The following is a 24,811-nucleotide window of genomic DNA, read 5'->3' as shown; positions in this document are numbered from 1 at the left end:
GGTCAGCATATTTTAAAGGCAGACTCTTCTACATGTTTGGTTGTCAGTAGGATAAAATCTTATAAAATAAATACAATATAATTTGAAGCCATTTTTGTGCCAAACCTCGCTGCATGTTAACTTAAATTCTACTTTCTTTTAAAAGTTAGCGGACAGGCCTGTTGCTGCTGTTCTTTGTGAGAAACCAGAGAAAAATCTTGATACGTAATGATATAAGATTGAGACGCTGTGATTGATGTTGTGCCACAGATTTGTTGATTTTTATATACTTGATATAACCAAAGATAAACATATGTTCTACCAAAGAATTTTAACCCAGAAAATCTGGACTATCGTTGTTCGAAGTCCCAATCCAGCATCTTTGATGGCCAGTCGGAATCGTATTTCCGAAGCAGGGTATTTATCCTGACCAAATCACTTGTGTTTAATCCATATGGAATACCTCATTTTACGGACATTCCCTGCAAATTGACGAAAGGGGATAAGTCTATAAAAAAGAAATAACTAAAATTAAAATAGGCGCGGTATTTCAACCTGGACATTCCATAAGGCTATTAAAAAACAAACCGAGTGAAACTAGCTCATTTATTCCAATGAAATCTAACACTCATAAATAATAATATTTATATGAAAAATAAACTACTTGTACAATGCGTCATGACGCTAGCGCTACTACTCGTATCCCAACTGATCTTTGCACAACAGAGAACAATAAAAGGAAAGGTAGTAGATGAAACAGGAAGCCCTCTTGTAGGAGCTACTGTAAAGGTGAAAGGAGGTAGCGAGGGGACCACTACAGATTTACAGGGAACTTTCTCTTTGGAGGTTGCCGCAAATGCTCAAGTTTTAGAAGCCTCTTATATTGGCTATCAAGCTAAAGAAGCCCCAATTTCAGGCGGTGAAGTCAATATACAGCTTCAACCCAATGTAGACCAGGATCTGGAAGAAGTCGTTGTGGTTGGCTACGGAACCGCGCGTAAAAAAGACCTTACCGGTGCCATGGTTACTATAGCTGAAAAGAATTTTAACAAAGGACTGATGACAAGTCCTGATCAGTTAATACAAGGGAAAACACCTGGAGTTATGGTTATCAATAATACAGGACAACCCGGTGGATCGGCTACAGTACGGATTCGGGGGAACTCGTCCATTCGGGCAAGTAACAATCCCTTATTCGTCTTAGATGGTGTCCCGATGTCGGGAAATTCACCGCTACCTGAAGGACGTGGAGGTTTTTCTTCCGATAGAGGTAACCCCTTAACCTATTTAAATCCAAACGATATCGCTAGTATGGATATCTTAAAAGATGCCTCTGCTACCGCTATTTATGGCTCGCGAGGAGCAAATGGAGTCGTGATTATCAGTACAAAAAAAGGAGTTGTGGGATCTCCTGTAGTTTCTATAGGCGCTTCGGCTGGCGTGTCGGGAATGCGGGAATATCCTGATGTACTTAATGCGAGTAGATTCCGTGAAGCACTAAACTATTATACACCCTCCGAAGCTGCAAATGCCGATTTTGGAGGTAGTGAGGATGCCTTCAAAGCCATTACACGGCAGGCGGTTACACAAAACTATTACGGAGATGTATCCGGTGGAACCGAACACGGAAAGTATCGCCTATCTGGAGGCTATCTCAATCAGAACGGTGTTATAAATGGGTCGCAATTAAAAAAATATACGGGTAATTTTACAGGTAACTTCCGGTTTCTAGAAAATAAGAGACTTGGATTGGATTTCTCTTTATTTGTAACCCAGTTAGACAATAGGTATGCCCCTATCAATGCTACGGTAGGCTCTGAAGGAAACGTTATATCTCAGGCCTTGCAATGGAACCCTACACTTTCATTGCACGATGATCAAGGGAACTTAACATTCGTCAGCACCACTACACGAAATCCTTTAACAAGTATTGAAGCTTTTAAAGATGTAGCGACAACAAATACGATGGTAGTGAATATTGCTCCTTATTACAAAATTACCGATGATTTGGAGTACCGTTTTATCTACAGTGCGATGAGACAAACCGGTAATCGGCAGGGAATGTACCGTGCAGGATTGATTGATCCCTCGAATTCAAGCAATGAAGAAGCTTTTATTTCTAATAATGGAGAGACAAATTTACAGATGACCCATACACTTTCCTACAATAAGCAAATTAATGAAGATTGGAATGTGAATGCCGTTATAGGTTACGAGTATCTCAATTATGACTATAGAAACAATATCTCTTTTGGTGGAGGATTCCGTTACTTGGGACTTGACTATTTCGATTATTTACAATATTCTACCGTTGCTACAAGGCAAGTATCGTCATATAGAAGTCCTACGAATCAGTTGCAGTCCTTATTTGCGCGAGGTGGTTTCAACTACTTAAACCGCTATTTACTTACTGCTACAGTAAGGCGAGATGGTTCCACAAAATTTGGTTCTAATAACAAATATGCAATGTTCCCCTCCATCGCGGTAGCTTGGAACGTCGCCGAAGAGAAATTTCTAGCATCTAACGAACTATTTGATCAGTTGAAAGTTCGTGTAGGTTGGGGTAGTACCGGCAATCAGGAATTTACCTCTGGCGCATCATTGAATAGGATTGTTTTTGATAATCAAAGTGCCAATCAAGTCAATTACGGTAATCCAGATTTGAAATGGGAAACGTCCACCACCATAAATGCAGGTATCGATTTTGCTTTTATGAAAAATAGACTCTATGGTTCGATCGATTTCTTTAACAAAAAGACAACGGATGCATTGTTTGAACAAACTCTTGCTCAACCAGCGCCAGCAGGTCGTATATGGGTCAATTTGGATGGAGAAATAGTAAACAAAGGTGTCGAGATCTCTTTGACGGGTACACTTGTTCGAAACGATAATTGGAACTGGGATCTGACAGGTAATGCCACCTTCCTTAAAAATAGCGTGAGCGGTCTCGTTGGATACTACGAAACCGGTGCATTGCGAGGTCAGGGATTCTCTGGTGTGCTTGGGCAACGTATGGTGAATGGGCAACCATTAAATGTATGGTATTTGGCTCAATATGAAGGTATAGATCCTCAAACAGGGATGAGTATGTATCGTGGGCTTGACGGAAGTATTAGCAGTGACAACGATCCTGCTGAAAATAAATTTTACGCCAATAGTCCAAATCCAACTACATTGTTAGGGATTTCTACGAACGTAAGTTATAAGAAATTCTCTTTGGGAGCCAATATGAATGGTGCTATGGGACATTATCTTTTCAATAATACAGCAGCGACCGTATTAGGTATAAGTAATTTGTCTTCACGTAATATCGGATCTGCATTTTTTGATACTTCTGTCAAAGAGTCTACATCCAATTCATCAGCACCTTCTACACGTTATCTCGAAAAGGGCGATTACCTCAAGTTAGCGAATCTTACGTTAAGCTATGCTGTTGGCGATTTTGGGAAAATGTTTAAGAATTTCAACGTTTCACTTACCGGTCAAAACCTTTTTATCATCACGAAATATACGGGTTTCGATCCTGAAGTCAATACAGATGGATCTAGCAATGGTATTCCTTCGTTGGGTATAGAGTATTTACCTTATCCACCGTCGCGAAATATTTTGTTAGGGGTCAATTTCTCGCTTTAGTGAGACAGAGGATAACAGCAGCTAATTGATAACATAAAAAAATAAAAAGATGAAACTAAGATCATATCTATATATAGCATTTACGGGAACCCTCATCGCGACAACATTTTCCTGCACGAAGCTAAATGAGGAATTTCGTGGGGAATTGGAAGAAGCTGATGCAGGCAATATTGATCCTGCAGCGTTACTGATTAACGCTTATAGTTCCTTAAATACACCTTATCAGCAAGAACAACGTTGGGTACTGCAAGAAATCTCAACCGATGCTGCCATGGCGCCGACCCGTGGCGGAGACTGGGATGATAATGGTATGCACCGTGCTATCCACTTACACACCTGGAATGCAGACAACGGATATATGAACAATACCTTCGTTAGTTTGGGCACAGCAATTTACAATGCAACGAATGTATTGCGATTCAATCCCAGCAATCAACAAATAGCAGAAGCTCGTTTTATACGGGCGTTAACGATGTTCGATATGTTGGATTTGTATGGCGTGGTGCCTATTCGGGAAGGGGAATCATTAGAGGATTTCAGGATTGCGCCTGAGGTGTTGCAACCAGAAGCAGCAATTGATTACATCGTCAAAGAACTAAATGAAATAATAACTGATTTGCCTAACAATGGGCCTACAGCAGCTTATGTCGCAAATAAGAACGCCGCAAGAACCTTACTGATGAAGGTCTACCTGAACAAGGGAACCTTCATAAACAGGCAGTCTCCTACATTTGCCGCAGAAGATATGAATCAGGTTATTACGTTGGCCAATGAAATAACCAATTCAGCGAAGTATACACTCTCAGTTGCGGGAAAGTATTTTGATAATTTTGCGCCAGACAATGATACCAAGTCGACCGAAAATATCTTTACATTATTTAATAAAAACGGAGAGCGAGGAGGAAACGTGGATAGAACCTGGAACACCGTTGCTCACTATAACATGAGACCCGGTGGATGGAATGGTTGGTGTACCTTATCCGATTATTACGACAAATTTGCTGAAGGAGATGAAAGGCGAGGAATCTATTACGATTATGCTGCAGATACCACATCGAATAGGAGCAAGAATTTTAAGCGTCAGAATGTAGGTTTTTTCGCTGGTCAGCAATACAATTGGACAACAAATCAACCGTTGATGGCAAGAAATCCATCCACCGCACCATTAGTTTTTACACGTGAAGTCACAATACGTACATCAGGTGCTACACTGGAGACCGCCGGAATTCGTCCTGTGAAATATGCTTTTGATTATGCCGTAACAGGACAAAGAAACAACGATTGGGTCGTATTTCGTTACGCAGACGTTTTGTTGATGCAAGCCGAGGCTATGTTAAGAGGAGGTACTGGTACGGCAGCTGAAGCTCTTGATTTAGTCAACGACATTCGCGTCAATCGCGGGGTGACGCTTTTCACTGCATTAACCTTGGATAATCTCTTGGACGAACGCGCTCGCGAATTGTATTGGGAAGGGTGGCGCCGACAAGATTTGATTCGGTTTGGTAAATTTCTGGAAGCATGGCAGGAAAAAGCTGCCGATCCCGATCCGAAGACATTGGTATACCCTATTCCGAGTCAACAGATTGCCGTTAACCCCAATCTTGTTCAAAATTCAGGGTACTAAGAGCTGTTAGTGGTCAAATCAAAGTCCTAAAGTTGAAAAGCTTTAGGACTTTTTTGAAATACCTTATGCTATTTTTCAGGATAAGTTGTGACCACTTTGCTTACTTTCCAGCCATCTTTACTTTGACTTAAGGTGATATAGTCAACACGTGTAAAGCTGTTAAAATCCAGTGTCACTTTCGCGATGCAAGCCTGTCCACTTTGATCTAATATTTCGTAGTCTGTTGTACAGTCGAATTTTGCACCTTCTGTCTGTTTTAAGAATTTCATATATTCTTTCTTTCCGTAGCTGTCATTATTTGCAGTGTTCGTATACTCAAAGTTATCTGCAAAAATGTATCTGTTTAACGAAGGGTTGCCGAAAACAGCAGATTCTAGGTAGATGCTAACGATACTTGAAGAATCATACTTTTTTAAGGGATTCGCATTATCTGCAGCAAAAGAACTGAAAGAAGTTATCATAATGAATGCGGCTAGGATGGTTGTTAGTGTCTTTTTCATGGTAGTAATTTTTTATGTTTTAAATACTTTTGTTTCTTATTTGATATCTCAAAGGTAGGCTAGAACGGAGAGGTCTCGAATAACGATTAGATGTATGTACGCATATTCTCGGTGAATGTAGGGGAAAAATCGGCGAACAAAATAAGCGGGTTGTGTTTAACAATCCCTTTTTGTATGTTTGGTTGCTGTCCCTTCGTGGAGTAATTTATACAAATTGATCGTTAAGCCCATGATAACATATAACACTGCCGCCTTATTATTCCCCGCCATAAGTTTGATTATGCTTGCTTACACCAATCGATTTCTAGCATTAGCCGCTTTGGTACGCAGTTTACATGCAAAGTACCTTGAGCATAATAAAGAAGGCGTGCTAGAAGGGCAGATTGGAAATTTACGTTTTAGGTTAAAATTACTGAGGCAGATGCAAGGAATGGGCGTGTTGAGTTTTATATCTTGTATCCTGTGTATGTATGGCATTTACTTAGAAAGTGTGGTCCTTACCGAAATTTGTTTCGCAGTCAGTCTTTTATTTTTTGTCGTATCTCTCTTGATTTCATTTGTAGAAATTCATTTTAGCAATAGAGCACTCGAATTGGAACTGAGTGATATGGAGAACGATCGTGACCCCTCATTCGTTCAATATATTAAGAAGACATTTGATAACAAAAATAGAGCGGAAAAGAAGTAGTTACTATTGAGAATACTACAGATTTTGGTGTTATTAATAATAGCTGCAAAAACAAAAAATCCTGAAGCGGGGAGCTCCAGGATTTCTACTAACTAACCAATTATTAACCTAAATTATGAATACCCAAAGTTAAGGGTTAATTCTCAAAAAGAAGCAAAGTAGATTTAAGATTAACATGTTTTAACCTTTTAGCAATGTGTTTATCACACAAAGGTCAGGAGTGCCAGGCGAAATGAATTCACGATTCGAGATATGTAGACGTGTCCGAATTATATCTTAACTTCGTGATAGGTAGATATAAGGGTATGAAAAATACGCTTGATAATTAACGGTAAACTATTTTATTATGGAGGACTTAACACAAATAGGAATTGCCACCGAGTTTGGAGATTTAAACACTTTGGAGAACTTTCGGTTTCCAAACGGTCTAGGGTTTCCTACATCATACAAGAACTTTGTCTTAAAATATGGCTATGGGGTAGCCTTAGGTGAATTTCATATTTACCTACCCATGGGAAGTTATGGCGATTCTTTGTTCGTTAGATCTTCAGAAATACAAAATACATATATTAATGATGTCAACGAGAATGATATCTGGTTTGACCTGGATCCAGATGGCTCGCCCGATCTACTAAAAAGATTATTTCCATTTGCATCCAGTGACAACGGACTGTATCTCTTTTGGGATCCATCGTCTGATGGAGATCAAGAATTTGATATCTATATAACTGATTTTAGGGGGATAGGCTTTCGAAAAGTGGGGCAGTCTTTAAACGAATTGTTTGACAACTTGACAGAAAGTAATTTTCGGAATTTTTTACCCTTTTCCAGCCAACCGCTGCCAAAAACTTTTCGATGCCTTAGCAAAAAATACTGATGCGTTTTGAAAGCTGTTTGTAAACATAATTATAAAGCCAGGTATTCTTTTACAATGGGAATATCGGCTTCAGCCCAATCGTATTGTTTTAGCTCAAACGCTGGTATCCAAGCAGCTTGAGCATGCTCCGCTAAAAGCAGTTTTCCATCAATAAATCTACAACGAAAAGGGTGTAACATGATCGTGAATTCAGGATAGTGATGCAAAACAGGGGTGAGCGCTGCTATTATTTCTATTGTCAATCCAAGTTCTTCTTTTATTTCTCTCTTCAAGCAGGTTTCTTTACTTTCTCCAGCTTCTATCTTTCCGCCAGGAAATTCCCATTTCAAAGGCATTTTCATCTGTTCGGAACGTTGGCAGACTAATATTTTTTTATCGTGTTCAATGAGAGCACAGGTCACTTCTAGCATGAGGGAAAGGTAATAAAAAACAATGGATTTCGTAGGAAGCTTCCTCGAGTGGGAACTAGAAAAATAAAGTCCTGAAGCGGGGAGCATCAGGACTTTTACTAACTAACCAATTATTAACCTAAATTATGAAATTATATATATAACGTCAGTATGACACGAATATTATGTGCTGATGAAAATATTTTCATTTTTTTTTATGGCTCTATTTTTACTGTATAATAAATGCATTGCGTGAGATATTGTTACTTTTCAACGACAGAATAAGAATTATTAAGTTGTAAATTTAGCTTATGGAAAATGCGAAGAGAAACAAAGGATTTGTCTTTAAGCAATATGAGAAACCTTTTCAGAGCCCTTTCGATAAGTTGTTCGAAATCTTTCAAGAGCTCATTACCCATACTTCAGGCGATTTTGACGAAGCTATCGATTGGTTACGACAACTTGATAAAGAGTTTAAGCTGACTACACCGGAGTATACCGTAGATGACTTTATAGCAGATTTAAAGAACAAAGGGTATATTGTGGAGCGTGTCAATTTCGACGGTAGTGGAGGTATGGATATCAGTTCTAAGATGGAAAAAGCATTGCGTCAGAATGCGTTAAATCAAATCTTTGGTAAGATGCAAAAAGGCAAGTCGGGGAATCACAAAACGAAATATAGTGGACGAAGTGATGAGAATACAGGCGATTTCAGAAGCTATCAATATGGCGACGGTTTAGACAAAATTTCCATTACAGAAAGTCTGAAAAATGCACAGGTAAACCATGGCGTAGGTGATTTCAGCCTGTCGGAGAATGATCTAGTTGTAGAGGATACCCAATTTAAGTCGCAGATGAGTACTGTACTGATGATTGACATCAGTCATAGCATGATTTTGTATGGCGAAGATCGTATCACTCCCGCAAAGAAAGTAGCAATGGCACTTTCTGAATTGATCCTCACACGTTATCCAAAAGATTCTTTGGACGTGATTGTATTTGGTAATGACGCGTGGTCTATAGAGATTAAGGATTTACCATATTTGCAAGTCGGACCTTTCCATACCAACACCGTTGCAGGTGTACAGTTGGCTCTTGATATTCTTCGGCGAAAACGTCATGCCAATAAGCAAATTTTCATGATTACAGATGGTAAACCAAGCTGTCTAAAAATGGCCGATGGCACATACTACAAAAATCCTATGGGCTTGGATCCGATGATCACCAGTAAATGTTACAGCATGGCTGCACAGGCTCGTAAGCTAGGTATTCCGATTACCACATTTATGATCACCTCCGATCCTTACCTTCAGGAATTTGTTGACGAATTCACTGCATCGAATAGAGGGAAGGCCTATTATACTGGACTTGGTGGCTTGGGAGAGATGATATTTGAAGACTACGAGGACAATCGGAAAAAACGAATACGATAAACAGATAGAGAAAATAACGAATGCTTATTGCTTACCCTCTTATGGTAATTGTTATTAAAGCTTATCCAGGTAGGTTATAATACTTAGCAACAGAAGAACTTCAACATACGATTCAAAAGGGTAGGTCATATTTATAATGAAGACAAATGAATTACACGACAATTAAAACTTTCGGGGAGCTCAAGAAAGCCGGTTATACCCCTAGGAATATAAAAGAAGAATTACGTGAGAACCTGATTATCAGAATACGTGCCGGAGAGACCGTGTTCGAAGGTGTACACGGTTATGAGGACACGGTTATTCCTGAGTTAGAAAGAGCCATCCTATCCAAACATAATATTAATCTGTTAGGTCTGCGCGGTCAAGCAAAAACAAGATTGGCTCGATTGATGGTTAATCTTTTGGATGAATATATACCCGTAGTGGAGGGTTCAGAAATTAATGATGACCCTTATCAACCTATCTCTCGCTACGCTGTAGAATTGCTAAAAGAACAAGGTGATAGTACGCCTATCAGCTGGCTTCATCGAAGCGAACGTTTTTCAGAGAAATTAGCCACTCCGGATGTTACTGTAGCCGATCTTATCGGTGATATCGATCCGATCAAAGCCGCCAATTTACGATTAAGTTATGCCGACGATCGCGTTATTCACTTCGGTATGATTCCGCGTGCCAATCGTTCTATTTTTGTAATCAATGAATTGCCAGACTTACAAGCGCGAATTCAAGTGGCTCTATTTAACATTCTACAGGAAGGCGATATACAGATCCGCGGGTTTAAGTTACGATTACCCTTAGATCTGCAATTTGTATTTACCGCCAATCCCGAAGACTATACGAACCGGGGAAGCATTGTTACGCCTTTAAAAGATCGTATAGGTTCGCAGATTTTGACCCACTATCCAAGTTCAATAGCTGTCGCTAAATCTATAACCAAGCAAGAAGCGAATCTGGAGAAAGAACAAAAGGAACATATATATGTGCCAGAATTGGCGCGTGATATATTAGAGCAGATTAGTTTTGAGGCGCGGGAAAGCGAATTTATCGATGCCAAGAGTGGGGTCAGTGCCCGGATGGGGATCACGGCATTCCAAAATTTATTGAGTACTGCCGAATTGCGTATGCTCCGAAATGGAGATAGCAATACGACCATCCGTCTGAGTGATTTTATGGGAATTGTTCCTGCCATAACCGGTAAAGTAGAGTTAGTTTATGAAGGAGAACAGGAAGGTGCGTCTACGGTAGCGTTGCATTTAATCGAAAGCGCGGTGAAGACCTTGTTCCCGACATTATTTCCTAAAGTTGAAAAGTTGGAAAAAGAAAATCAACGATATCCCTATGATGATATTGTCCAATGGTTTTTAAATTCTGACGGCATTCAGCTGCCTGACGAACTACAGGATGAAGCATATCAAGAGACTTTGAGTCAATTAGATGCTGTTCGTGCTTTGATACAAAAATATCAACCAGATACAAAAACGGAGGATGTGTATTTTCTAAGTGAGTTCGTCCTCTGGGGACTAACTTTATACAATAAGTTGAGTAAATACCGTTTGGGTAATGGATTACAGTTCCAGGATAACTTCCAAGGATATCTTCGGAATAATATATAAGCGGCTAAGCGTCAAAAAACCTGAAGTACTTCACTTCAGGTTTTCTCTTTTACCTAAACAAGCATTGGAAAGCTGTTTACATTCCTACCCGAAATCAATTTCTATACATTAGTCCATTTGCTGACGTAATCACGCTTGTTTTTTTGCTTTTAAGTTTTTTACAATCACAATAATGGAGACCACGAACGTAATAATATAAACTGCTGCCAACGCAGGTTTTTCAAATTTGAAAGTCTCAAAATCAAATTGTTTATATAATGCTGAACCCAATATTACAGCTATTACACTAAAAACAAATAAAAGTGCCTGATTCTTTTCCATATTTTACTGTTATTATGAATACTTGGTGTTAGTTTGATTGTTTCATCAAACATAAGGTATTATTCCTGATTTTCATTTCTGTTTATTCATGTTTTTTTTCAGAATAGCGTGATATGCGAAAAAGAATCAGTCTTACATAGCGATGTTAAAAAAATCCTGAAGCGGGGAACTTCAGGATTTTTTACTAACTAACCAATTACTAACCTAATTTATGAATTACTTATATAACGCCTTTCACAAGCTAAAGTTGTGTGCGGAATGCGCTTTAACAGAACTTTAACAATATAGGGCTCTAGCGTATATGTCTATCTTCCCATTCACGATTTAGCTACAAGGTTTCCTGATTCGGATACATCCTCTTCCCGTTTTAACTTCAATTTTGTTTCATTAATAGTTAAAACGAAATTTAAGATGGAAAAAAGAAAAGTATGGTTTGTAACCGGCGCTTCAAAAGGTTTAGGACTCACTCTCGTAAAGGAGCTTCTAGCACAAGGATACAACGTTGTTGCAACCTCTAGAAAACAAGCAGACTTGATCGAGGCTGTTGGAAAACATGAACGGTTTTTGCCTTTAGAGATGGACATCACGAGCGATGATCATGTCCGCGAAGTCATTGCTGCAGCTATCAGTCATTTTGGACAAATAGATGTAGTCGTTAATAATGCGGGTTACAGTCAGATAGGCACATTAGAAGAACTTACCGACGAGGAAGCAAAAAGGAATTTTAATGTGAATGTATTTGGGGTACTACATGTTATCAGGAATGTGGCTTCACATCTTCGCGAACGTCAATCCGGACATATTTTCAATATTGCTTCTATAGGAGGTCTGATCGGTAGCTTTCCGGCGTTTGGGGTTTATTGTGCTACAAAATTCGCCGTAGCAGGTCTTACAGAAGCATTGGCTGTTGAAATGAAACCTTTCGGTATCCACAGTACCTTAGTATATCCCGGTTATTTTAGGACAGATTTCTTAACCCAAGGATCAGCACAGACCGCGCAGAATCCAATAGACGCCTATGTAGCTGCACGAGAAGTAGAAAAGGCCCACTTACATGAAATCAATGGCAATCAACCAAACGATCCACAAAAAGCAGCTGAATTACTCATACAGGTAAGTCAGATGGAAAATCCTCCAGTCCATTTTTTGATGGGTGAAGATGCCTATGGTATGGCTCAGCAAAAAATTAATACACTTGTCGAGGAGATCTCCAAATGGAAAGAATATACGATCTCCACAGGATATTAATTTAAAAAATGAAAAGCAGCCATAAAGTCTAAAAACATTAAATTAGCATTGATGAAGCATACACACCACTTTAAGTCATTGGCAGATTTTCACACATTCTGTGGACTATCTAAGCCAGAACATCCACTCATTAGCCTGATTGATTACAGTCAGGTAAATTATCCCTTAGATGATGTGGAACTGAAGTGGATACAGCATTTTTATTCTATAGGTTTAAAAAGAAATGTGAATGCACGTTTCAATTATGGACAGCAGCAATACGATTTTGACTCGGGCATTCTTTGTTTTGTTTCGCCCGAGCAATTTTTGAAAATAGAAGTCAACCCCGAAGCAAAAGCAGAACCGACCGGTTGGCTATTGCTAATTCATCCCGATTTTTTGTGGGGCAGTGAATTAGCAAGAAAGATCAAATCCTATGATTTCTTTAAATATGCTGTTACCGAAGCACTCTTCCTTTCCGATAAAGAAGAACAAACCATTGTCGATATATTGCGAGGTATTGAAAGTGAGTACCAGTCTGCCATCGATAAGTTCAGTCAAGATCTCATTATAAAACAAGTTGAACGCTTACTACTATATGCCGAACGTTTCTATGAGCGGCAATTTATCACAAGAAAGAAATCGAATCACGAGTTAGTTACTCGATTTGAACAAATTCTTGCCCAACATTTTTTACACGATAGGTTAGTGGAACAAGGCATTCCGCAGGTAACCACGCTTGCCGATCAGTTAAATATCTCTGCTAATTATTTAGGAAGCTTGCTTCGTATCTATACCCAGCAGACCACGCAACAACATATTCAGAATAAGGTAATCGAATATGCTAAAATGCGTTTGAGCACAACACAGCTCTCCGTTTCAGAAATCGCGTACGAACTTGGGTTTGAACATTCGCAAAGTTTCAGTAAACTCTTTAAAAGCAAAACTAGTCAAAGTCCGATGGCATTTAGAGCTGGGTTTAACTGATAAGAAGAAAAAAGAAAGCCTGCATCGCTGCAGGCCTATAACTAAACTAAACAATTAAATATTATATGCTGTATTATTCCCCGGGATAGCTTGTTACAACTTTACTCACTTTCCAGCCCTCTGAACTTTGGCTCAAGGTGATGTAATCTACACGTGTAAAATTTGCGAATTTCATAGTTGCTTTAGCTACGCAGGCTTGTCCACTTTGATCCAATATTTCGTAAGCCGTTTCACAGTCGAATTTTATTCCCTTGTGCGCTTTCAAGAAGTTAGTGTATTCTCTTTTGTTGAAACTGTCTCCGTTTGCAGTGTTACGATATTCGAAGTCATCGCTAAAAAGAAACTTGTTCATATCAACACTACCTAAAGTTGTTGCTTCAAGATACGTAGTGACAATTTTGGCAGATTCCAGATTCTTAAGCGGGTTTGCAGTTTCAGCGGCAAAAGCACTGAAAGAAGTGATCATGATAAATGCTGCAGCGATGGTTGTTAATGTCTTTTTCATGGTAGTAGTTTTTTTATGTTTTTAATATTTTAGATGTCTTTATTTCTTATTTGATATCTCAAAGGTAGAAGAGAATAGGGAGGGTACGAATAGCGATTAGATGTATGTACGCATATTCTCGGTAAACACGGCGAAAAAATCGGTGAATTATTTTTCTTATGTTGGTAACGTCTATCGGACGAGAGAAGATGGCTGCAAATAGGTGTTGTTAGATCATTGCCAATAAGGGATGAAAGTTCGGTATGTTCTACGTAAATAGCGTACTCAAAAAAAATCCTGAAGCGGGGAGCCTCAGGATTTTTTACTAACTAACCAATTATTAACCTAAATTATGAATACTCAAAGGTACGTCTTAGTTTTTGTAAATCTCCTTTCTTGGATTAAAATTAACAAGATTTAACATTGTAGAATAGTAGAGGAATCTTCTACTAAGCTATGGAGCCATTGAAGCAATTAAGTCCGAATTGCTAACGAATATGGTATAATCACAACCATACTTGAAACTTGTACAGCCGAACATTTGCGATACACCATACCTGCTATTAACATCTTTTATATAACGCAGTTCCGATTCGCATTTTGCGCATCGTTGTGTCACTTCTTCTTGCTTCACATTTTCAGCATATACCTCGCGTACAAATTTAGAAAGTTTGCTTTTGTTGGCTAAGAAATAGAATTTCTCTTTGGCACGAGTGAGGGCCACATAAAATGCACGACGCTCCTCGCCATTCGGGTAGCGATCGTCGCCGCTAAGAAGAAGATTAAGTATTGGATCATCACTTAACTCCGCCGGGAAACCATATTTACCCGTTTCACAGTTTATAAGAATAACAATATCACTTTCCAGTCCCTTCGCTTTGTGAACAGTCATAAAGTCAATTTTTTTGTCCAGTCGAAGCGTATTATTTCTGATCGTATTTCCCTGTTCATCAATTTTGATGTCTTTAAGAATAGTTCTCATCCGGATGTATGCCTGATCCTTAACCACTAATATACCATCCTTTGACGTCAGTTGATCCAAATCATGGTTGTAGCGGCCAATTAAAGTAATAGATTTGTTTTCAAGTGTCTCCCCATACGCTATGAATAAGTCTTCTAAAATGCTCCGAAGAATTTCATTAAGCGATTTCTCGTCGCTCTTACTAAAATCAAAAAGAACTTCCGTTTGTTTCGACGTTGTAGATCGAAGTGACTTCTTCGTTTGGTTAGGGTTCTTTAGAATGAAGTTCGAAGATATGTCGATCAGTGGATTGGCAAACCGGTATGTTGTTTCAATCTTTTTCGCGATGGTATATCCGAAATAAGCTTCGAAGCGTTTGAATAAGGTCAGATCACTTCCCGTAAATCTATAGATGGATTGCCAATCGTCGCCCACAGCAAATAATTTAAAGTAGCTCTGCTTCTTCAAGGCATGAAGCAGTTGGTATCGATTTATAGATATATCCTGAAATTCGTCGATAACTATATATTTATAATGATGTAAAAATTGGTTCCCGTTTACTTTATCAATACTTTTATTGATGAGATCGTTGAAATCATGCTTCGCATTTTTACGCAAACGGGATTCATAAATCTTATAGATGGATGCTATTACGTTTAGAAACTGCTCATTTCTTACAAGTATATCCCTATCTTGTTTGAAAGTCTTTTTGTTTGTTTGATAGATCTCTTTAAAAGTTCTGTTGTTCGATTTAAGAAGGCTAATAAATGTGGTGACCAATTTCATCACAGCATCCAGTTCCTTTGAATAAGCCTCTTCCAAGAGATGGTATATTTCTTCATTCGTTTTAGGACGAAGTACCACACCCTGTTTAATCAAGTTGTGAATTAAGTTCTCTTCAATTGTTTTATATTTGAACTCATAGCTGTAGGATTTGATCAGTACGGTACCATAAGAACGATGGATTTCCTCTTTCCAGTCCATGATACTTTTATAGTATGCTGATGCCGAAAGCTCTCCATTTCCTTCAAAAAATTTAGGAGTGTTTCCATGCGCATCAATACCGTAATGTTCCAGGTATACTATATTATCTTGCGGATTAGGACAATCACGAATGCTATATTGGTTATAACCATTTAAGAAAATCGTAAAATCAGGCCTATACCTTTTCTTATGTTTATCAAAGCGTTCATCCTCATCAATCTCTTGTTGATAGAGGTAAGGCGATTCATAGCAGTATTCCACACCATTCAAAAAGAGTAGATTCGCTATATAACATTCCTCAGCACTCTTAATAAATTCGCTGTTTAAGGTTTTTTTGTTCGTCCCCTGGCTAAATTTCTTTTTCAATACTATACCCTTCAGCGATTCAAACTCACTATCCCGTAGATATTCAATATAGTCCTTATAGGATTCAAATTCGTTTTCATTCTTTATTGGTCGTAGGCCATTCAAGATCAAATCATTGAAAGAAGCCAAATAGGAAGTGTTCTTAAGCAATTCACAATGGCTATCTATGATCATTTGTTCGGCTTCATCGGGAGCCAAAACGTCAGGACGACGTTCAGTTTTGGAGAGAATCTGATAAGAGAGTGCATGAAAAGTTTTGCAAGCGACACCCAGATACCCTAATTTTATTTTAAGATCGTCGGCACTTTTCTTCGCAAAAGACAGCAGTAATATTTCGGATGCTGTTGCCAATCGATTGTCGAGAATATATTTAACCTTAGCGTGTACGGTAGTTGTCTTGCCACATCCCGCTCCAGCAATAATCAGTGTATTATCGTCATCGTGGAGAATAGCATCGATCTGTTGTTCGTCAAGCGGGGTCGTGAGTATCTTCCGAAAGTATTGTTCGCATCGGGATGCTTCACGCTCAACAAATGCTTTATTATGGGCTACTCGGAGAGGTTCTGCCTTGACAATGTAGTTGCGTAGGGCACGGTATTGGTGATGCAGATCATCCTTACTCCTATAACCTTTGGGGATACTCATCATGGGAACAGCAGCTTTAATAGCTGTCAATTCATGTTGGCGATCTGTCCATGAAATATATTTTTTAGGCGAAGAGAGCGATTGTTTCGCAGCAAGGTTAATCTTTTTCGCATATTTCTCCAGAAAATCACTGTAAACTTTATGTGCAGATGCCTCTTCATCGTTATTTTTTCTTTTCTTATGAAAATAGCGGTAACGTATCCATATGGCTACTATCCCAACAAGTAGGAGTAATGCTATTGTGATCGGTATGTTCATTCATTTTTACAACTATGTTTCCACGCTCTGCGTGTAAACTCAGTATAGGACTTTACAGACTAATTCCGTCGTTTGGTGAATTTCTTGCAATGATACATAGAACTTTTTTTTCAGCCATACTATCTCTTAAAAATCTTTCATGCATAAAAAAATCCTGAAGCGGGGAGCCTCAGGATTTTTTACTAACTAACCAATTATTAACCTAAATTATGAATGCACAAATATACGTATTATATGCGGTTAGTAAATGCTTTTTATGTATGATTAACATATTTTAACGATATACACCGAATAGTTTAGCTGTTGCATCACTTCAATATCATCTTCCGCTATTACGTTCGTGTGTAGATCCGAATTTTTTCAAAAAAAATCTCTATAATCCAAAGTTTTTCATTTCAAATAATTTTGTACATTTGGTTTAACCATTTAGAGACATTATAAACAGCCAGTTGGGATATATTATGAATATACAAAAACCAAAAACACTGCGTTATGCATTAGCTTACCGTCTATCCATTCTTGGGATACTGTTGCTTTTTATCGCGACTATTTTTTATCTCTACAGCCACTATCAAGAAGGCGATATGACACTCGAAAAATCTTTTTTTCTCCTCGTCATTATATTCTTTCTGGTAATCCATTTTATGAATATTTGTATCTGGAAAGCACTTGTTGATCAGGATGGATGTACCATTTTTCTTCCCTCAGGAGAAAAAAAGAAATTTATTTGGAAAGAAGGCCATCGGGTCATCAAGACGAATAGTTCTGTTGCACTATGTTCCCGTTTGGATGATTTTGATAGTGATATTTACTGCCTGAGCCGCTGGATTCGGGGCAAGGAAATCCTTATAGATTCTTATTTGGTGAATCTAAAAGAGGAGAGCTGTAATGAATTGGAAGAGGCAGATCCCTCGTTGTATATTCGAGAAGTACCCCTACTTGGGGAAAGTTTATTGCTCGCTCATCCTATTCAGATTCTAGCATCAACAATAGCCCTTTTCATAACAGTTTTAATTTTTGTATGTTGGTCATTCGGTCTGTTTTTCGATAGTCTACCTCTGTTTATCTTTTTCTGTGTAAGTATAGCCGCCCAGATCCATATGTTGGTAGATTACGGAGACAGGAAATCATTTTTATTTCCGAATGTTATTTTAGGATCTACTGTTATTTCTATCTTACTTTTTGCGGTGCTCATGTATAATGTTATAACCGTAGAAAGTGAACTATTCTTTTTGAAGTGGGGAGCGGTATTTGCGCTTTTCATGACGTTGAGTCTATACTTTGTTCTGAACAGAGGCTGGAAGAAAATTCTACTCAACTATGCGTTAGTCATCTATCCCGCTCTGTTTGTTTTATTTACTATATATTGTTCTACCGCGCTAAAGGTAGGTAACATGATAGATAGTGCAGAGCACATTACCTGGGAGAAAGCTACTGCCAATCGTCATTGGTTAGTCTATATGCCTGGAATCGATCCGGATGAAGTAGTTTTTGATAATGAAAAGTGGGGAACACGTTTGATGGGATTATTCTTTCTGAAAGCAGAGGATTGGGAACACAGTGCACGTGTAGAGATTAAGATTTCGAAAGGAAGATTGGGGATGCCCTGGTTCTATGAAGGGCACCGGACAAACGAAAATGCGAGAATAATTGCTAATTAATAAATAGAACGTGGAATTTATAGTTAGTAAAAACTCCTGAGATGGGGAACCTCAGGAGTTTCTACTAACTAACCAATTACTAACCTATATTATGAAATTACTTATATAACGTTGTAATACCATCAAAGTTGTTTTTAGATTCGTCTTTAACAGAAGTTTAACTAAATATTTTCTACCTCATCTTTTTTCTGCCCTTCGCATATATCTCATAATCGTTGCTATTTATTACATTGTTCCCGAGTCTGGCCAATTAGACCAATGAGTATTTGGTTTTAACGTAGGTTTATATTGCTCCGGAGCATTTTCTGCTATCACCTTTGCAATCAATTGCCAAGTTTCATAAGAACTTGGTCTGTTGTTTTCCCACATTTCGATGTCCCATTCGTCCTTAAAAACTTCTTGTTGTCGGATTGATTGTGCGAAAGTTTCAAAACTCATTTCATCCAGTCCGGTTAAATTCTTATTAAACTCATAAGTTTGTCGCAGTTGTTCATCCGTCATTTTTGGCGAAATTTGTAAATCAAAATCCTTATGAAACCATTGGTCAAGTACCAATATTTTTGCGAGGCCCTTTGGAATAGATTTATATAATTCTTCGTCCGTAGCTCGAAATAAGTCTCGACTTTGTAGGACAGCTAGTCTGCCAGCCTCTTCGATGCTAATTTCATTTGGGGCATATTCCTTTAATTCAATTCCAGCTCGGATATACAGTTTTTTATTATGACTTATCGGAACTTGCTGACCACGTACCAACCAAAACTTAGCGTCTAGCTTTAGTATTTCACCATCAATTGTTTCGTTGAAATTGTCATTGTCTATAGGATAAACAGAATAATAGTTTAACGGTCTATTATTATAAATCTCAAGATTTTTCAAACAGTTCCCATAATAGTAAATCTCTAAAACTACTGCTCCAGCACGTGGATTATACCCTAATCTTTCGATAGCGATAGCCCATTGTTCGTCCTTACCGCGGAAAACATTTAACCGGGTGTCAATAAGATAGGAGTAAACGTGCCCAAGGTCAACAAATGAACAGTAGTATCCGTCATTGGAACTATCCAATGTTTTTAATATCTCTTCTTCAGTTATTTTCTTTTGAAATCCATCGGTCATAGGTGTTGTTTTAGTTGAAGATGAAATTTCTTGCTCTTGCCCAAAAATACGCGTGTTTATGAGGAAAAGAAATGATAAGATGATCCATATTCTCATTTATAGGACATTTAATGTAGTTCAAAATTGATTCTTTTTGATGTTTAATCAACAGTAATTATACAATTTTATATGCGAAAAATCTATCATGCAAGAGAAAAAGGTATACACTATTTTGTCGTCCTGCCGACAGGAAGGATCTAACCTTGGCATCCCGTATACAAAAAGAAAGCCCGCATTGCTGCAGGCTCCAGAACGAAATAAACTATATATTATTTACCAGGATAACTGGTTACTACCTTGCTCACTTTCCACCCCTCCGCACTCTGGTTCAAGGTGATGTAATCCACCCGGGTGAAGTTTGGAAATTTCATCGTCGCTTTCGCCACACAAGCCTGCCCGCTCTGATCCAAGATCTCGTAAGTCGTTTCACAATTAAATTTCATTCCCTTATGCGCTTTCAGGAAGTTGGTATACTGCTTTTTGTTGAAACTGTCTCCGTTTGCCGCGTTACGGTATTCAAAATCATCAGCGAAAAGGAATTTGTTCAGTTCAACACTCCCCAAAGTAGTCGCTTCCAAGTAAGCAGTCACGATCTTGGCCGATTCCACATTCTTAAGCGGGTTTGCATTTTCAACAGCAAAAGCACTGAAAGAAGTGATCATGATGAATGCTGCAGCGATAGTTGTTAAAGTCTTTTTCATGGTAGTAGTTTTTTATGTTTTTAAATATTTTAAATGTCTCTGTTTCTTATTTGATATCTCAAAGGTAGGGCAGAAGCGGGAGGAGCCGAACAGCAATTAGATGTATGTACGTATAATCTCGGTAAAGGCTGCGGAAAAATCGGTGAAGTGTGCGGATACTTTTTATGAAGGCCCAGAATAAGGAATACATACACTTAAAAGAATGCTGTACATTGATACATCTAAAACAAAAGCCCCCGAAGTGTCAAACTTCAGGGGCTTCCTCTATGATTACGAATTCTCTAAAGAATTGTTTACGCTATTTTCTCTTAAATAGAAATACAAGATTGGCACCTCCTCCAGGTGCAACCAACGATAATCCTAATTTGAGTCTATCTTTGTTGAGTTCATATACGGTGAAGATGATTGGATCTTGTCCTTCGCCTACCGTTAATTGTTTGCTTTCTGCGTTGTATGAGAAAGCTTGAACCTTATTATCGATAACGAAGTCAACTTCGCAATTTGTTCCGTTGTCGTCAATAGTTAAATTTCCCTGCGAAAACGTAAATGAATCGTCGAGTTGACAATCCAACCAAGGATAATAATTATTGTTACCATTTGCTCCGAATTGGCCAGGAGGGTTCGTGTCAGGATTGGCATCCACAGTTGTAGCAACCCAAGTACTGTTTTTTAAGATGTATTCCTCGTTTTGATCCGCATCATCTTTACTACATCCGCTCAAGAGTGATACAGTAAAAAGCAGGTATATCGGCCATTTAAGTTTATTGTTCATTCGTGTCTTTCCGTTTTTAATTTAGTTTGGTTATGATTTTTTACATGTCTTACTGACTCACTCAAATATAATGATCTTTATTTTTTTTAATCGAATAATTCTTTTTTTTATCCATTTATACGACGGAGGTCAATCGAAAGTAAATAAGGTTAAAGGAGTTTATGCTATTGAAAAATCAGGTATAGATTATAGAAGGTATAAATCGTATTAACCAAACAGACCGAAGTGAATATATTTTTATTATCTATCAAAAATCTTAAAAAGATTAAAAAAAACATGGTTGAACAAAAAAAATCCTGAAGTTGGGAGCTTCAGGATTTTTACTAACTAACCAATTATTAACCTAAATTATGAATACTGATACATGCTCAAATGCTGTGCCAATTTATCTACGTTAACGTTTTGTTACATATTTATTTTTAAGATAGCTATGAGTTATTTTTTGTAGGCAATCGCTTATGGGTTCGGGTTGCTGTAAGTAAGAGTCGAAGTGCCCAAAAAACTACGAGGATTCTTATTTCATCAATCATTCTTGGAATGTAGAGGTTATCACCTGTCTGTAATACTGGTCATTTTTAGGCTGGATTCAACAGAAAAGTCAATCAAAAGGATCGTTAAATCTTCCGATATACTTTTTTTTTGTTTTATTACTAATTTTGTTAGTTTTTTAGGTTTATAAAATCTATCTTCGTTTTATAAAACCATTTATAAATTGTGTGCTATGAGCCAATTAAGACGTCGTGTGGACGATCCGCTATGGAAATCCATCATCGAACACACTTTCAAGCATTTCCTGGCATTTTTCTTTCCAGAGGCGGAGAAGATCTTTGACTTCAATCGCGGTTTCGAATATATGGATAAGGAGTTTGAACAACTTTTTCCTCCCGAGACCAGTAGCAAAGGCGTACGTTATGTTGATAAGCTGGCTAAAGTTTACCTGCATGATGGTAGCGAGAAGTTCGTACTGTGCCATATAGAAGTACAGTCAAGTAGGGGAAAGGGAAACCTGGCCGAGCGTATGTTCCAATATTTCTATCGCATACGAGACAAATATCGGGTTCCTATAACAGCGATAGCGATCCTTGCCGATGAAAATAGGAGCTATCGTCCTAGTATGTACCTTCAAGAATTTATGGGCACAAGCCTTAGTTATAAGTTCAATAGTTACAAAATCTTGGATCATTCTGAGTCGGATCTTCGGGCGAATATGAATCCTTTCGCCGTTGTTGCACTCACTGCTCTACAGGGGATTGTCTACCGTAATATATCAGACGAGGCACTCAAGGCGATCAAGCACGATCTATATGATGAGATGACTAAACGAGCTATGGATAAGTATACCCGTCAGGGTATTTATGATTTTTTGTCTCGTTATGTCAGCTTCCAAGATGAAACATTATTTAGTATATTTGAAAGAGAGATAGAAACCAAAATAGGAAGGAATACCACTATGGGAACACGAGAATATCTATTGGATAAGGCCAAGACAGAAGGAAAACTAGAAGGGAAGAGAGAAGGGATGTTGGAGGAACGCGCAAAAGCGGAGATGGAGAAACGTGCCATAGCACTGGAATTTAAAAAATTAGGTGTGTCAGTTTCTGATATAGCCAGAGCTACGGGACTAGCTGCCGAAGAGATAGATCAGCTCGTGTAAGTTCGGTTATCAATAAGGTATTTTAAATATAGTAAGCGTTCTCGATCGAGGCGCTTTTTTATTTGTTGCAAAATTGAGTACCCCCCCTTTGTAATGCAGTATAGTAGGTTATATATAAAAAAATCCTGAAGCGGGGAGCTTCAGGATTTTTTACTAACTAACCAATTATTAACCTAAATTATGAATATACAAATATAACGCTATTCAAGCGATAAAGTTGCCTAGCGAACTACCTTTAACAGAACTTTAACAGTACTTCATAAGAGGGAAACGTAGAGGTTTTCACCCTATGCCGTTCGGAAGGATATATCGATGAATAGATGTCACCCTCTGTGTAAAGGAGAAAAGGAAGTGCCAAAAATCTTTAAGCTATTTTATAAGTTCCTATTATTTACGCTTGCCGGATTCATTGGTTGCACAAATCTCTTTTTTCAACGCCTCATACTGTTCCTTATTATCGTCTTCTCCTAGCAAAAATCCCCAAGGTTTAAGCGGTCGTATTCTGTCAAAAACAATTTTTACAATAGCAAGTACAGGTATAGCTAAGAACATTCCCGAAATACCCCACAACAGCTCACCGCAGAATATAGCCATCATAGCCACCATAGAATTAACTTTGACTTTTGAACCGACGATTTTCGGAACCACAAAATTACTGTCGAAAAAATGAATGATAAAAATAGCCAGGATCACAAAAAGTACATGTAAAAAAGAAGAGGTAGCAAATGTGATCAGGGAGATCACTAAAAGCGCTAAAAAAATCCCGATATAAGGCAGTACATTGAAAAAACCAGTGAATATCGCTAGCATAAGACTATATTTCACACCAATAATGCTTAGCGCAATAAATGTTAGGATAGCGACAATGATCATCTGAAGAAAAAGCCCTATCAAGTATTTTTTTACCACATATTGCACCTGAAAAATTATTTCGAGGACAATACTGTGGTCGTTCTCTTTGTTCAGTAACAATAAAAATCGTACAATATGCCCCCTGTAGGCAAGCATAAAAAAGGTATAGAAAAATGTGAATATCAAAAGAATCAATGTAGAGGACATCGATAGCAATGCCACACCGAGAATAGCGGTGCCCTGTCCTACGGAATTTGATAGTGTATCGTTGATGTAACCGACCTGTGCCGAGTAGTCGATATGAAACGTTTCAAAAACCCAATTTTGTATCACATCAAAACCATCGACCACTTGCTTTTCAAAAGCAGGTAAATCCTGTTTAAGGCTAGTCATCTGCGATCCCAAGAGTGTAAACACACCCACAATCAAGGAAAAGAACAAAAACAGCGATAATAATGCAGCAACCACCCTTGGTATCCTTATTTTACGTTCCAACCAGCTAGATAACGGCGTCAGCAACAGCGCAAAAAGACTCCCCAAGATAAAGGGCACGATAATAGTCTGCCCTACTTTAGCAATGTAAAAAATCGCTATCAACGTTATCAGGCTGCATGTAAGCTTTAAATAAAATGGTAAATCAAAGAATCTCGACATCATGACGAATCTATTTTAGTCTATTGTTAATCCGTTGTACATTTTCCATATATCATCCCGTTCTGGATGCTCCTTTGAGCGAAGTGCTAGATCTTAATACTCCTGAACTCGGGAACAAGATTTACAGTATAGTAATGCACAATGAGATTATTATTACGTGTTTACAAAGCAAAGAAAAAATATCAAACAGATATTACGAAAACATTAAATTTCAATAAAAGTTTTTTTCAATCAAATCAAAACCTTTTCGGCCATACACCTCCGCGATATCAGATGGTACTTTTATGCTATCCTTCGTTAGAGGAGATAGCAGAACTCACATAATTGAAAAAAAATCCTGAGGCGGGGAGCCACAGGATTTTTTACTAACTAACCAATTATTAACCTAAATTA

At 38.2% G+C, this 24,811-nt stretch carries 19 protein-coding genes; 10 read left to right on the top strand and 9 right to left on the bottom strand.

Annotated elements, in window-relative coordinates; translation table 11 throughout:
- The first annotated feature begins 627 nt into the window (after nucleotides 1–627).
- Nucleotides 628–3,612: a SusC/RagA family TonB-linked outer membrane protein gene (locus tag ACSZOX_RS17845; protein ID WP_437921545.1), complete on the top strand. Its 2,985-nt coding sequence runs from the start codon at nucleotides 628–630 to the stop codon at nucleotides 3,610–3,612.
- Nucleotides 3,613–3,661: 49 nt separating this feature from the next.
- Nucleotides 3,662–5,236 (top strand): RagB/SusD family nutrient uptake outer membrane protein, encoded by a 1,575-nt coding sequence (locus ACSZOX_RS17840; protein ID WP_437921544.1) that lies wholly within the window; start codon nucleotides 3,662–3,664, stop codon nucleotides 5,234–5,236.
- Between the two features lie 68 nt (nucleotides 5,237–5,304).
- On the opposite strand, the gene ACSZOX_RS17835 is transcribed toward ACSZOX_RS17840, so the two are convergent.
- Nucleotides 5,305–5,736 carry a nuclear transport factor 2 family protein gene (locus tag ACSZOX_RS17835; protein WP_437921543.1) on the bottom strand — a complete coding sequence of 144 codons (432 nt, stop codon included), beginning with the start codon at nucleotides 5,734–5,736 and terminating at the stop codon, nucleotides 5,305–5,307.
- Between the two features lie 229 nt (nucleotides 5,737–5,965).
- Between ACSZOX_RS17835 and ACSZOX_RS17830 the strand changes: the two genes are divergently transcribed.
- A complete protein-coding gene (locus ACSZOX_RS17830) occupies nucleotides 5,966–6,424 on the top strand; it encodes a DUF2721 domain-containing protein (protein ID WP_437921542.1) in 459 nt (152 codons plus the stop codon).
- 346 nt (nucleotides 6,425–6,770) lie between these two features.
- Nucleotides 6,771–7,301 (top strand): SMI1/KNR4 family protein, encoded by a 531-nt coding sequence (locus tag ACSZOX_RS17825; protein WP_437921541.1) that lies wholly within the window; start codon nucleotides 6,771–6,773, stop codon nucleotides 7,299–7,301.
- A gap of 29 nt (nucleotides 7,302–7,330) precedes the next feature.
- Here the strand turns inward: ACSZOX_RS17825 and ACSZOX_RS17820 are convergent, their stop codons facing one another.
- Complete coding sequence (locus tag ACSZOX_RS17820) at nucleotides 7,331–7,711, bottom strand: (deoxy)nucleoside triphosphate pyrophosphohydrolase (protein WP_437921540.1); 381 nt, start codon at nucleotides 7,709–7,711, stop codon at nucleotides 7,331–7,333.
- Nucleotides 7,712–8,001: 290 nt separating this feature from the next.
- Between ACSZOX_RS17820 and ACSZOX_RS17815 the strand changes: the two genes are divergently transcribed.
- Both ACSZOX_RS17815 and ACSZOX_RS17810 read left to right on the top strand, forming a co-directional pair.
- Nucleotides 8,002–9,123 (top strand): vWA domain-containing protein, encoded by a 1,122-nt coding sequence (locus ACSZOX_RS17815; RefSeq protein WP_437921539.1) that lies wholly within the window; start codon nucleotides 8,002–8,004, stop codon nucleotides 9,121–9,123.
- Nucleotides 9,124–9,269: 146 nt separating this feature from the next.
- Nucleotides 9,270–10,736 carry a magnesium chelatase gene (locus ACSZOX_RS17810; RefSeq protein WP_437921538.1) on the top strand — a complete coding sequence of 489 codons (1,467 nt, stop codon included), beginning with the start codon at nucleotides 9,270–9,272 and terminating at the stop codon, nucleotides 10,734–10,736.
- 129 nt (nucleotides 10,737–10,865) lie between these two features.
- Here ACSZOX_RS17810 and ACSZOX_RS17805 read toward each other — a convergent pair whose 3' ends face one another.
- The gene (locus ACSZOX_RS17805; protein WP_437921537.1) at nucleotides 10,866–11,057 is read right to left on the bottom strand and encodes a hypothetical protein; all 192 of its coding nucleotides are present in this window, start codon (nucleotides 11,055–11,057) and stop codon (nucleotides 10,866–10,868) included.
- 411 nt (nucleotides 11,058–11,468) lie between these two features.
- Between ACSZOX_RS17805 and ACSZOX_RS17800 the strand changes: the two genes are divergently transcribed.
- Both ACSZOX_RS17800 and ACSZOX_RS17795 read left to right on the top strand, forming a co-directional pair.
- Nucleotides 11,469–12,305 carry an SDR family NAD(P)-dependent oxidoreductase gene (locus tag ACSZOX_RS17800; protein ID WP_437921536.1) on the top strand — a complete coding sequence of 279 codons (837 nt, stop codon included), beginning with the start codon at nucleotides 11,469–11,471 and terminating at the stop codon, nucleotides 12,303–12,305.
- A gap of 51 nt (nucleotides 12,306–12,356) precedes the next feature.
- Nucleotides 12,357–13,271, top strand: coding sequence for a helix-turn-helix domain-containing protein (locus tag ACSZOX_RS17795; protein ID WP_437921535.1), 915 nt, complete (start codon nucleotides 12,357–12,359; stop codon nucleotides 13,269–13,271).
- Between the two features lie 73 nt (nucleotides 13,272–13,344).
- Here ACSZOX_RS17795 and ACSZOX_RS17790 read toward each other — a convergent pair whose 3' ends face one another.
- The gene (locus tag ACSZOX_RS17790) at nucleotides 13,345–13,776 is read right to left on the bottom strand and encodes a nuclear transport factor 2 family protein (RefSeq protein WP_437921534.1); all 432 of its coding nucleotides are present in this window, start codon (nucleotides 13,774–13,776) and stop codon (nucleotides 13,345–13,347) included.
- Between the two features lie 433 nt (nucleotides 13,777–14,209).
- Nucleotides 14,210–16,969, bottom strand: coding sequence for a UvrD-helicase domain-containing protein (locus tag ACSZOX_RS17785; RefSeq protein ID WP_437921533.1), 2,760 nt, complete (start codon nucleotides 16,967–16,969; stop codon nucleotides 14,210–14,212).
- A gap of 461 nt (nucleotides 16,970–17,430) precedes the next feature.
- Between ACSZOX_RS17785 and ACSZOX_RS17780 the strand changes: the two genes are divergently transcribed.
- The gene (locus tag ACSZOX_RS17780; RefSeq protein WP_437921532.1) at nucleotides 17,431–18,630 is read left to right on the top strand and encodes a hypothetical protein; all 1,200 of its coding nucleotides are present in this window, start codon (nucleotides 17,431–17,433) and stop codon (nucleotides 18,628–18,630) included.
- Nucleotides 18,631–18,855: 225 nt separating this feature from the next.
- On the opposite strand, the gene ACSZOX_RS17775 is transcribed toward ACSZOX_RS17780, so the two are convergent.
- The 3 genes from ACSZOX_RS17775 to ACSZOX_RS17765 form a co-directional block, all read right to left on the bottom strand.
- The gene (locus ACSZOX_RS17775) at nucleotides 18,856–19,842 is read right to left on the bottom strand and encodes a DUF7003 family protein (protein WP_437921531.1); all 987 of its coding nucleotides are present in this window, start codon (nucleotides 19,840–19,842) and stop codon (nucleotides 18,856–18,858) included.
- Between the two features lie 212 nt (nucleotides 19,843–20,054).
- The gene (locus ACSZOX_RS17770; protein WP_437921530.1) at nucleotides 20,055–20,486 is read right to left on the bottom strand and encodes a nuclear transport factor 2 family protein; all 432 of its coding nucleotides are present in this window, start codon (nucleotides 20,484–20,486) and stop codon (nucleotides 20,055–20,057) included.
- 298 nt (nucleotides 20,487–20,784) lie between these two features.
- Nucleotides 20,785–21,258 carry a hypothetical protein gene (locus tag ACSZOX_RS17765; RefSeq protein ID WP_437921529.1) on the bottom strand — a complete coding sequence of 158 codons (474 nt, stop codon included), beginning with the start codon at nucleotides 21,256–21,258 and terminating at the stop codon, nucleotides 20,785–20,787.
- Between the two features lie 721 nt (nucleotides 21,259–21,979).
- Here ACSZOX_RS17765 and ACSZOX_RS17760 point away from each other — a divergent pair.
- Nucleotides 21,980–22,912, top strand: coding sequence for a hypothetical protein (locus ACSZOX_RS17760; RefSeq protein ID WP_437921528.1), 933 nt, complete (start codon nucleotides 21,980–21,982; stop codon nucleotides 22,910–22,912).
- A gap of 387 nt (nucleotides 22,913–23,299) precedes the next feature.
- On the opposite strand, the gene ACSZOX_RS17755 is transcribed toward ACSZOX_RS17760, so the two are convergent.
- Nucleotides 23,300–24,421, bottom strand: coding sequence for an AI-2E family transporter (locus ACSZOX_RS17755; RefSeq protein WP_437921527.1), 1,122 nt, complete (start codon nucleotides 24,419–24,421; stop codon nucleotides 23,300–23,302).
- Nucleotides 24,422–24,811: the final 390 nt, after the last annotated feature.

The sequence above is a fragment of the Sphingobacterium sp. LRF_L2 genome (assembly GCF_965644235.1).
Lineage (GTDB): Bacteria > Bacteroidota > Bacteroidia > Sphingobacteriales > Sphingobacteriaceae > Sphingobacterium.
This window is presented reverse-complemented; position numbering and strand designations above follow the sequence as displayed.

What these genes read in the sequence shown, in the direction of transcription:
- ACSZOX_RS17845 (WP_437921545.1), top strand. Translation starts at nt 628, where the DNA reads ATGAAAAATAAACTACTTGTACAATGCGTCATGACGCTAGCGCTACTA.
- ACSZOX_RS17840 (WP_437921544.1), top strand. Translation starts at nt 3,662, where the DNA reads ATGAAACTAAGATCATATCTATATATAGCATTTACGGGAACCCTCATC.
- ACSZOX_RS17835 (WP_437921543.1), bottom strand. Translation starts at nt 5,736, where the DNA reads ATGAAAAAGACACTAACAACCATCCTAGCCGCATTCATTATGATAACT.
- ACSZOX_RS17830 (WP_437921542.1), top strand. Translation starts at nt 5,966, where the DNA reads ATGATAACATATAACACTGCCGCCTTATTATTCCCCGCCATAAGTTTG.
- ACSZOX_RS17825 (WP_437921541.1), top strand. Translation starts at nt 6,771, where the DNA reads ATGGAGGACTTAACACAAATAGGAATTGCCACCGAGTTTGGAGATTTA.
- ACSZOX_RS17820 (WP_437921540.1), bottom strand. Translation starts at nt 7,711, where the DNA reads ATGCTAGAAGTGACCTGTGCTCTCATTGAACACGATAAAAAAATATTA.
- ACSZOX_RS17815 (WP_437921539.1), top strand. Translation starts at nt 8,002, where the DNA reads ATGGAAAATGCGAAGAGAAACAAAGGATTTGTCTTTAAGCAATATGAG.
- ACSZOX_RS17810 (WP_437921538.1), top strand. Translation starts at nt 9,270, where the DNA reads ATGAATTACACGACAATTAAAACTTTCGGGGAGCTCAAGAAAGCCGGT.
- ACSZOX_RS17805 (WP_437921537.1), bottom strand. Translation starts at nt 11,057, where the DNA reads ATGGAAAAGAATCAGGCACTTTTATTTGTTTTTAGTGTAATAGCTGTA.
- ACSZOX_RS17800 (WP_437921536.1), top strand. Translation starts at nt 11,469, where the DNA reads ATGGAAAAAAGAAAAGTATGGTTTGTAACCGGCGCTTCAAAAGGTTTA.
- ACSZOX_RS17795 (WP_437921535.1), top strand. Translation starts at nt 12,357, where the DNA reads ATGAAGCATACACACCACTTTAAGTCATTGGCAGATTTTCACACATTC.
- ACSZOX_RS17790 (WP_437921534.1), bottom strand. Translation starts at nt 13,776, where the DNA reads ATGAAAAAGACATTAACAACCATCGCTGCAGCATTTATCATGATCACT.
- ACSZOX_RS17785 (WP_437921533.1), bottom strand. Translation starts at nt 16,969, where the DNA reads ATGAACATACCGATCACAATAGCATTACTCCTACTTGTTGGGATAGTA.
- ACSZOX_RS17780 (WP_437921532.1), top strand. Translation starts at nt 17,431, where the DNA reads ATGAATATACAAAAACCAAAAACACTGCGTTATGCATTAGCTTACCGT.
- ACSZOX_RS17775 (WP_437921531.1), bottom strand. Translation starts at nt 19,842, where the DNA reads ATGAGAATATGGATCATCTTATCATTTCTTTTCCTCATAAACACGCGT.
- ACSZOX_RS17770 (WP_437921530.1), bottom strand. Translation starts at nt 20,486, where the DNA reads ATGAAAAAGACTTTAACAACTATCGCTGCAGCATTCATCATGATCACT.
- ACSZOX_RS17765 (WP_437921529.1), bottom strand. Translation starts at nt 21,258, where the DNA reads ATGAACAATAAACTTAAATGGCCGATATACCTGCTTTTTACTGTATCA.
- ACSZOX_RS17760 (WP_437921528.1), top strand. Translation starts at nt 21,980, where the DNA reads ATGAGCCAATTAAGACGTCGTGTGGACGATCCGCTATGGAAATCCATC.
- ACSZOX_RS17755 (WP_437921527.1), bottom strand. Translation starts at nt 24,421, where the DNA reads ATGATGTCGAGATTCTTTGATTTACCATTTTATTTAAAGCTTACATGC.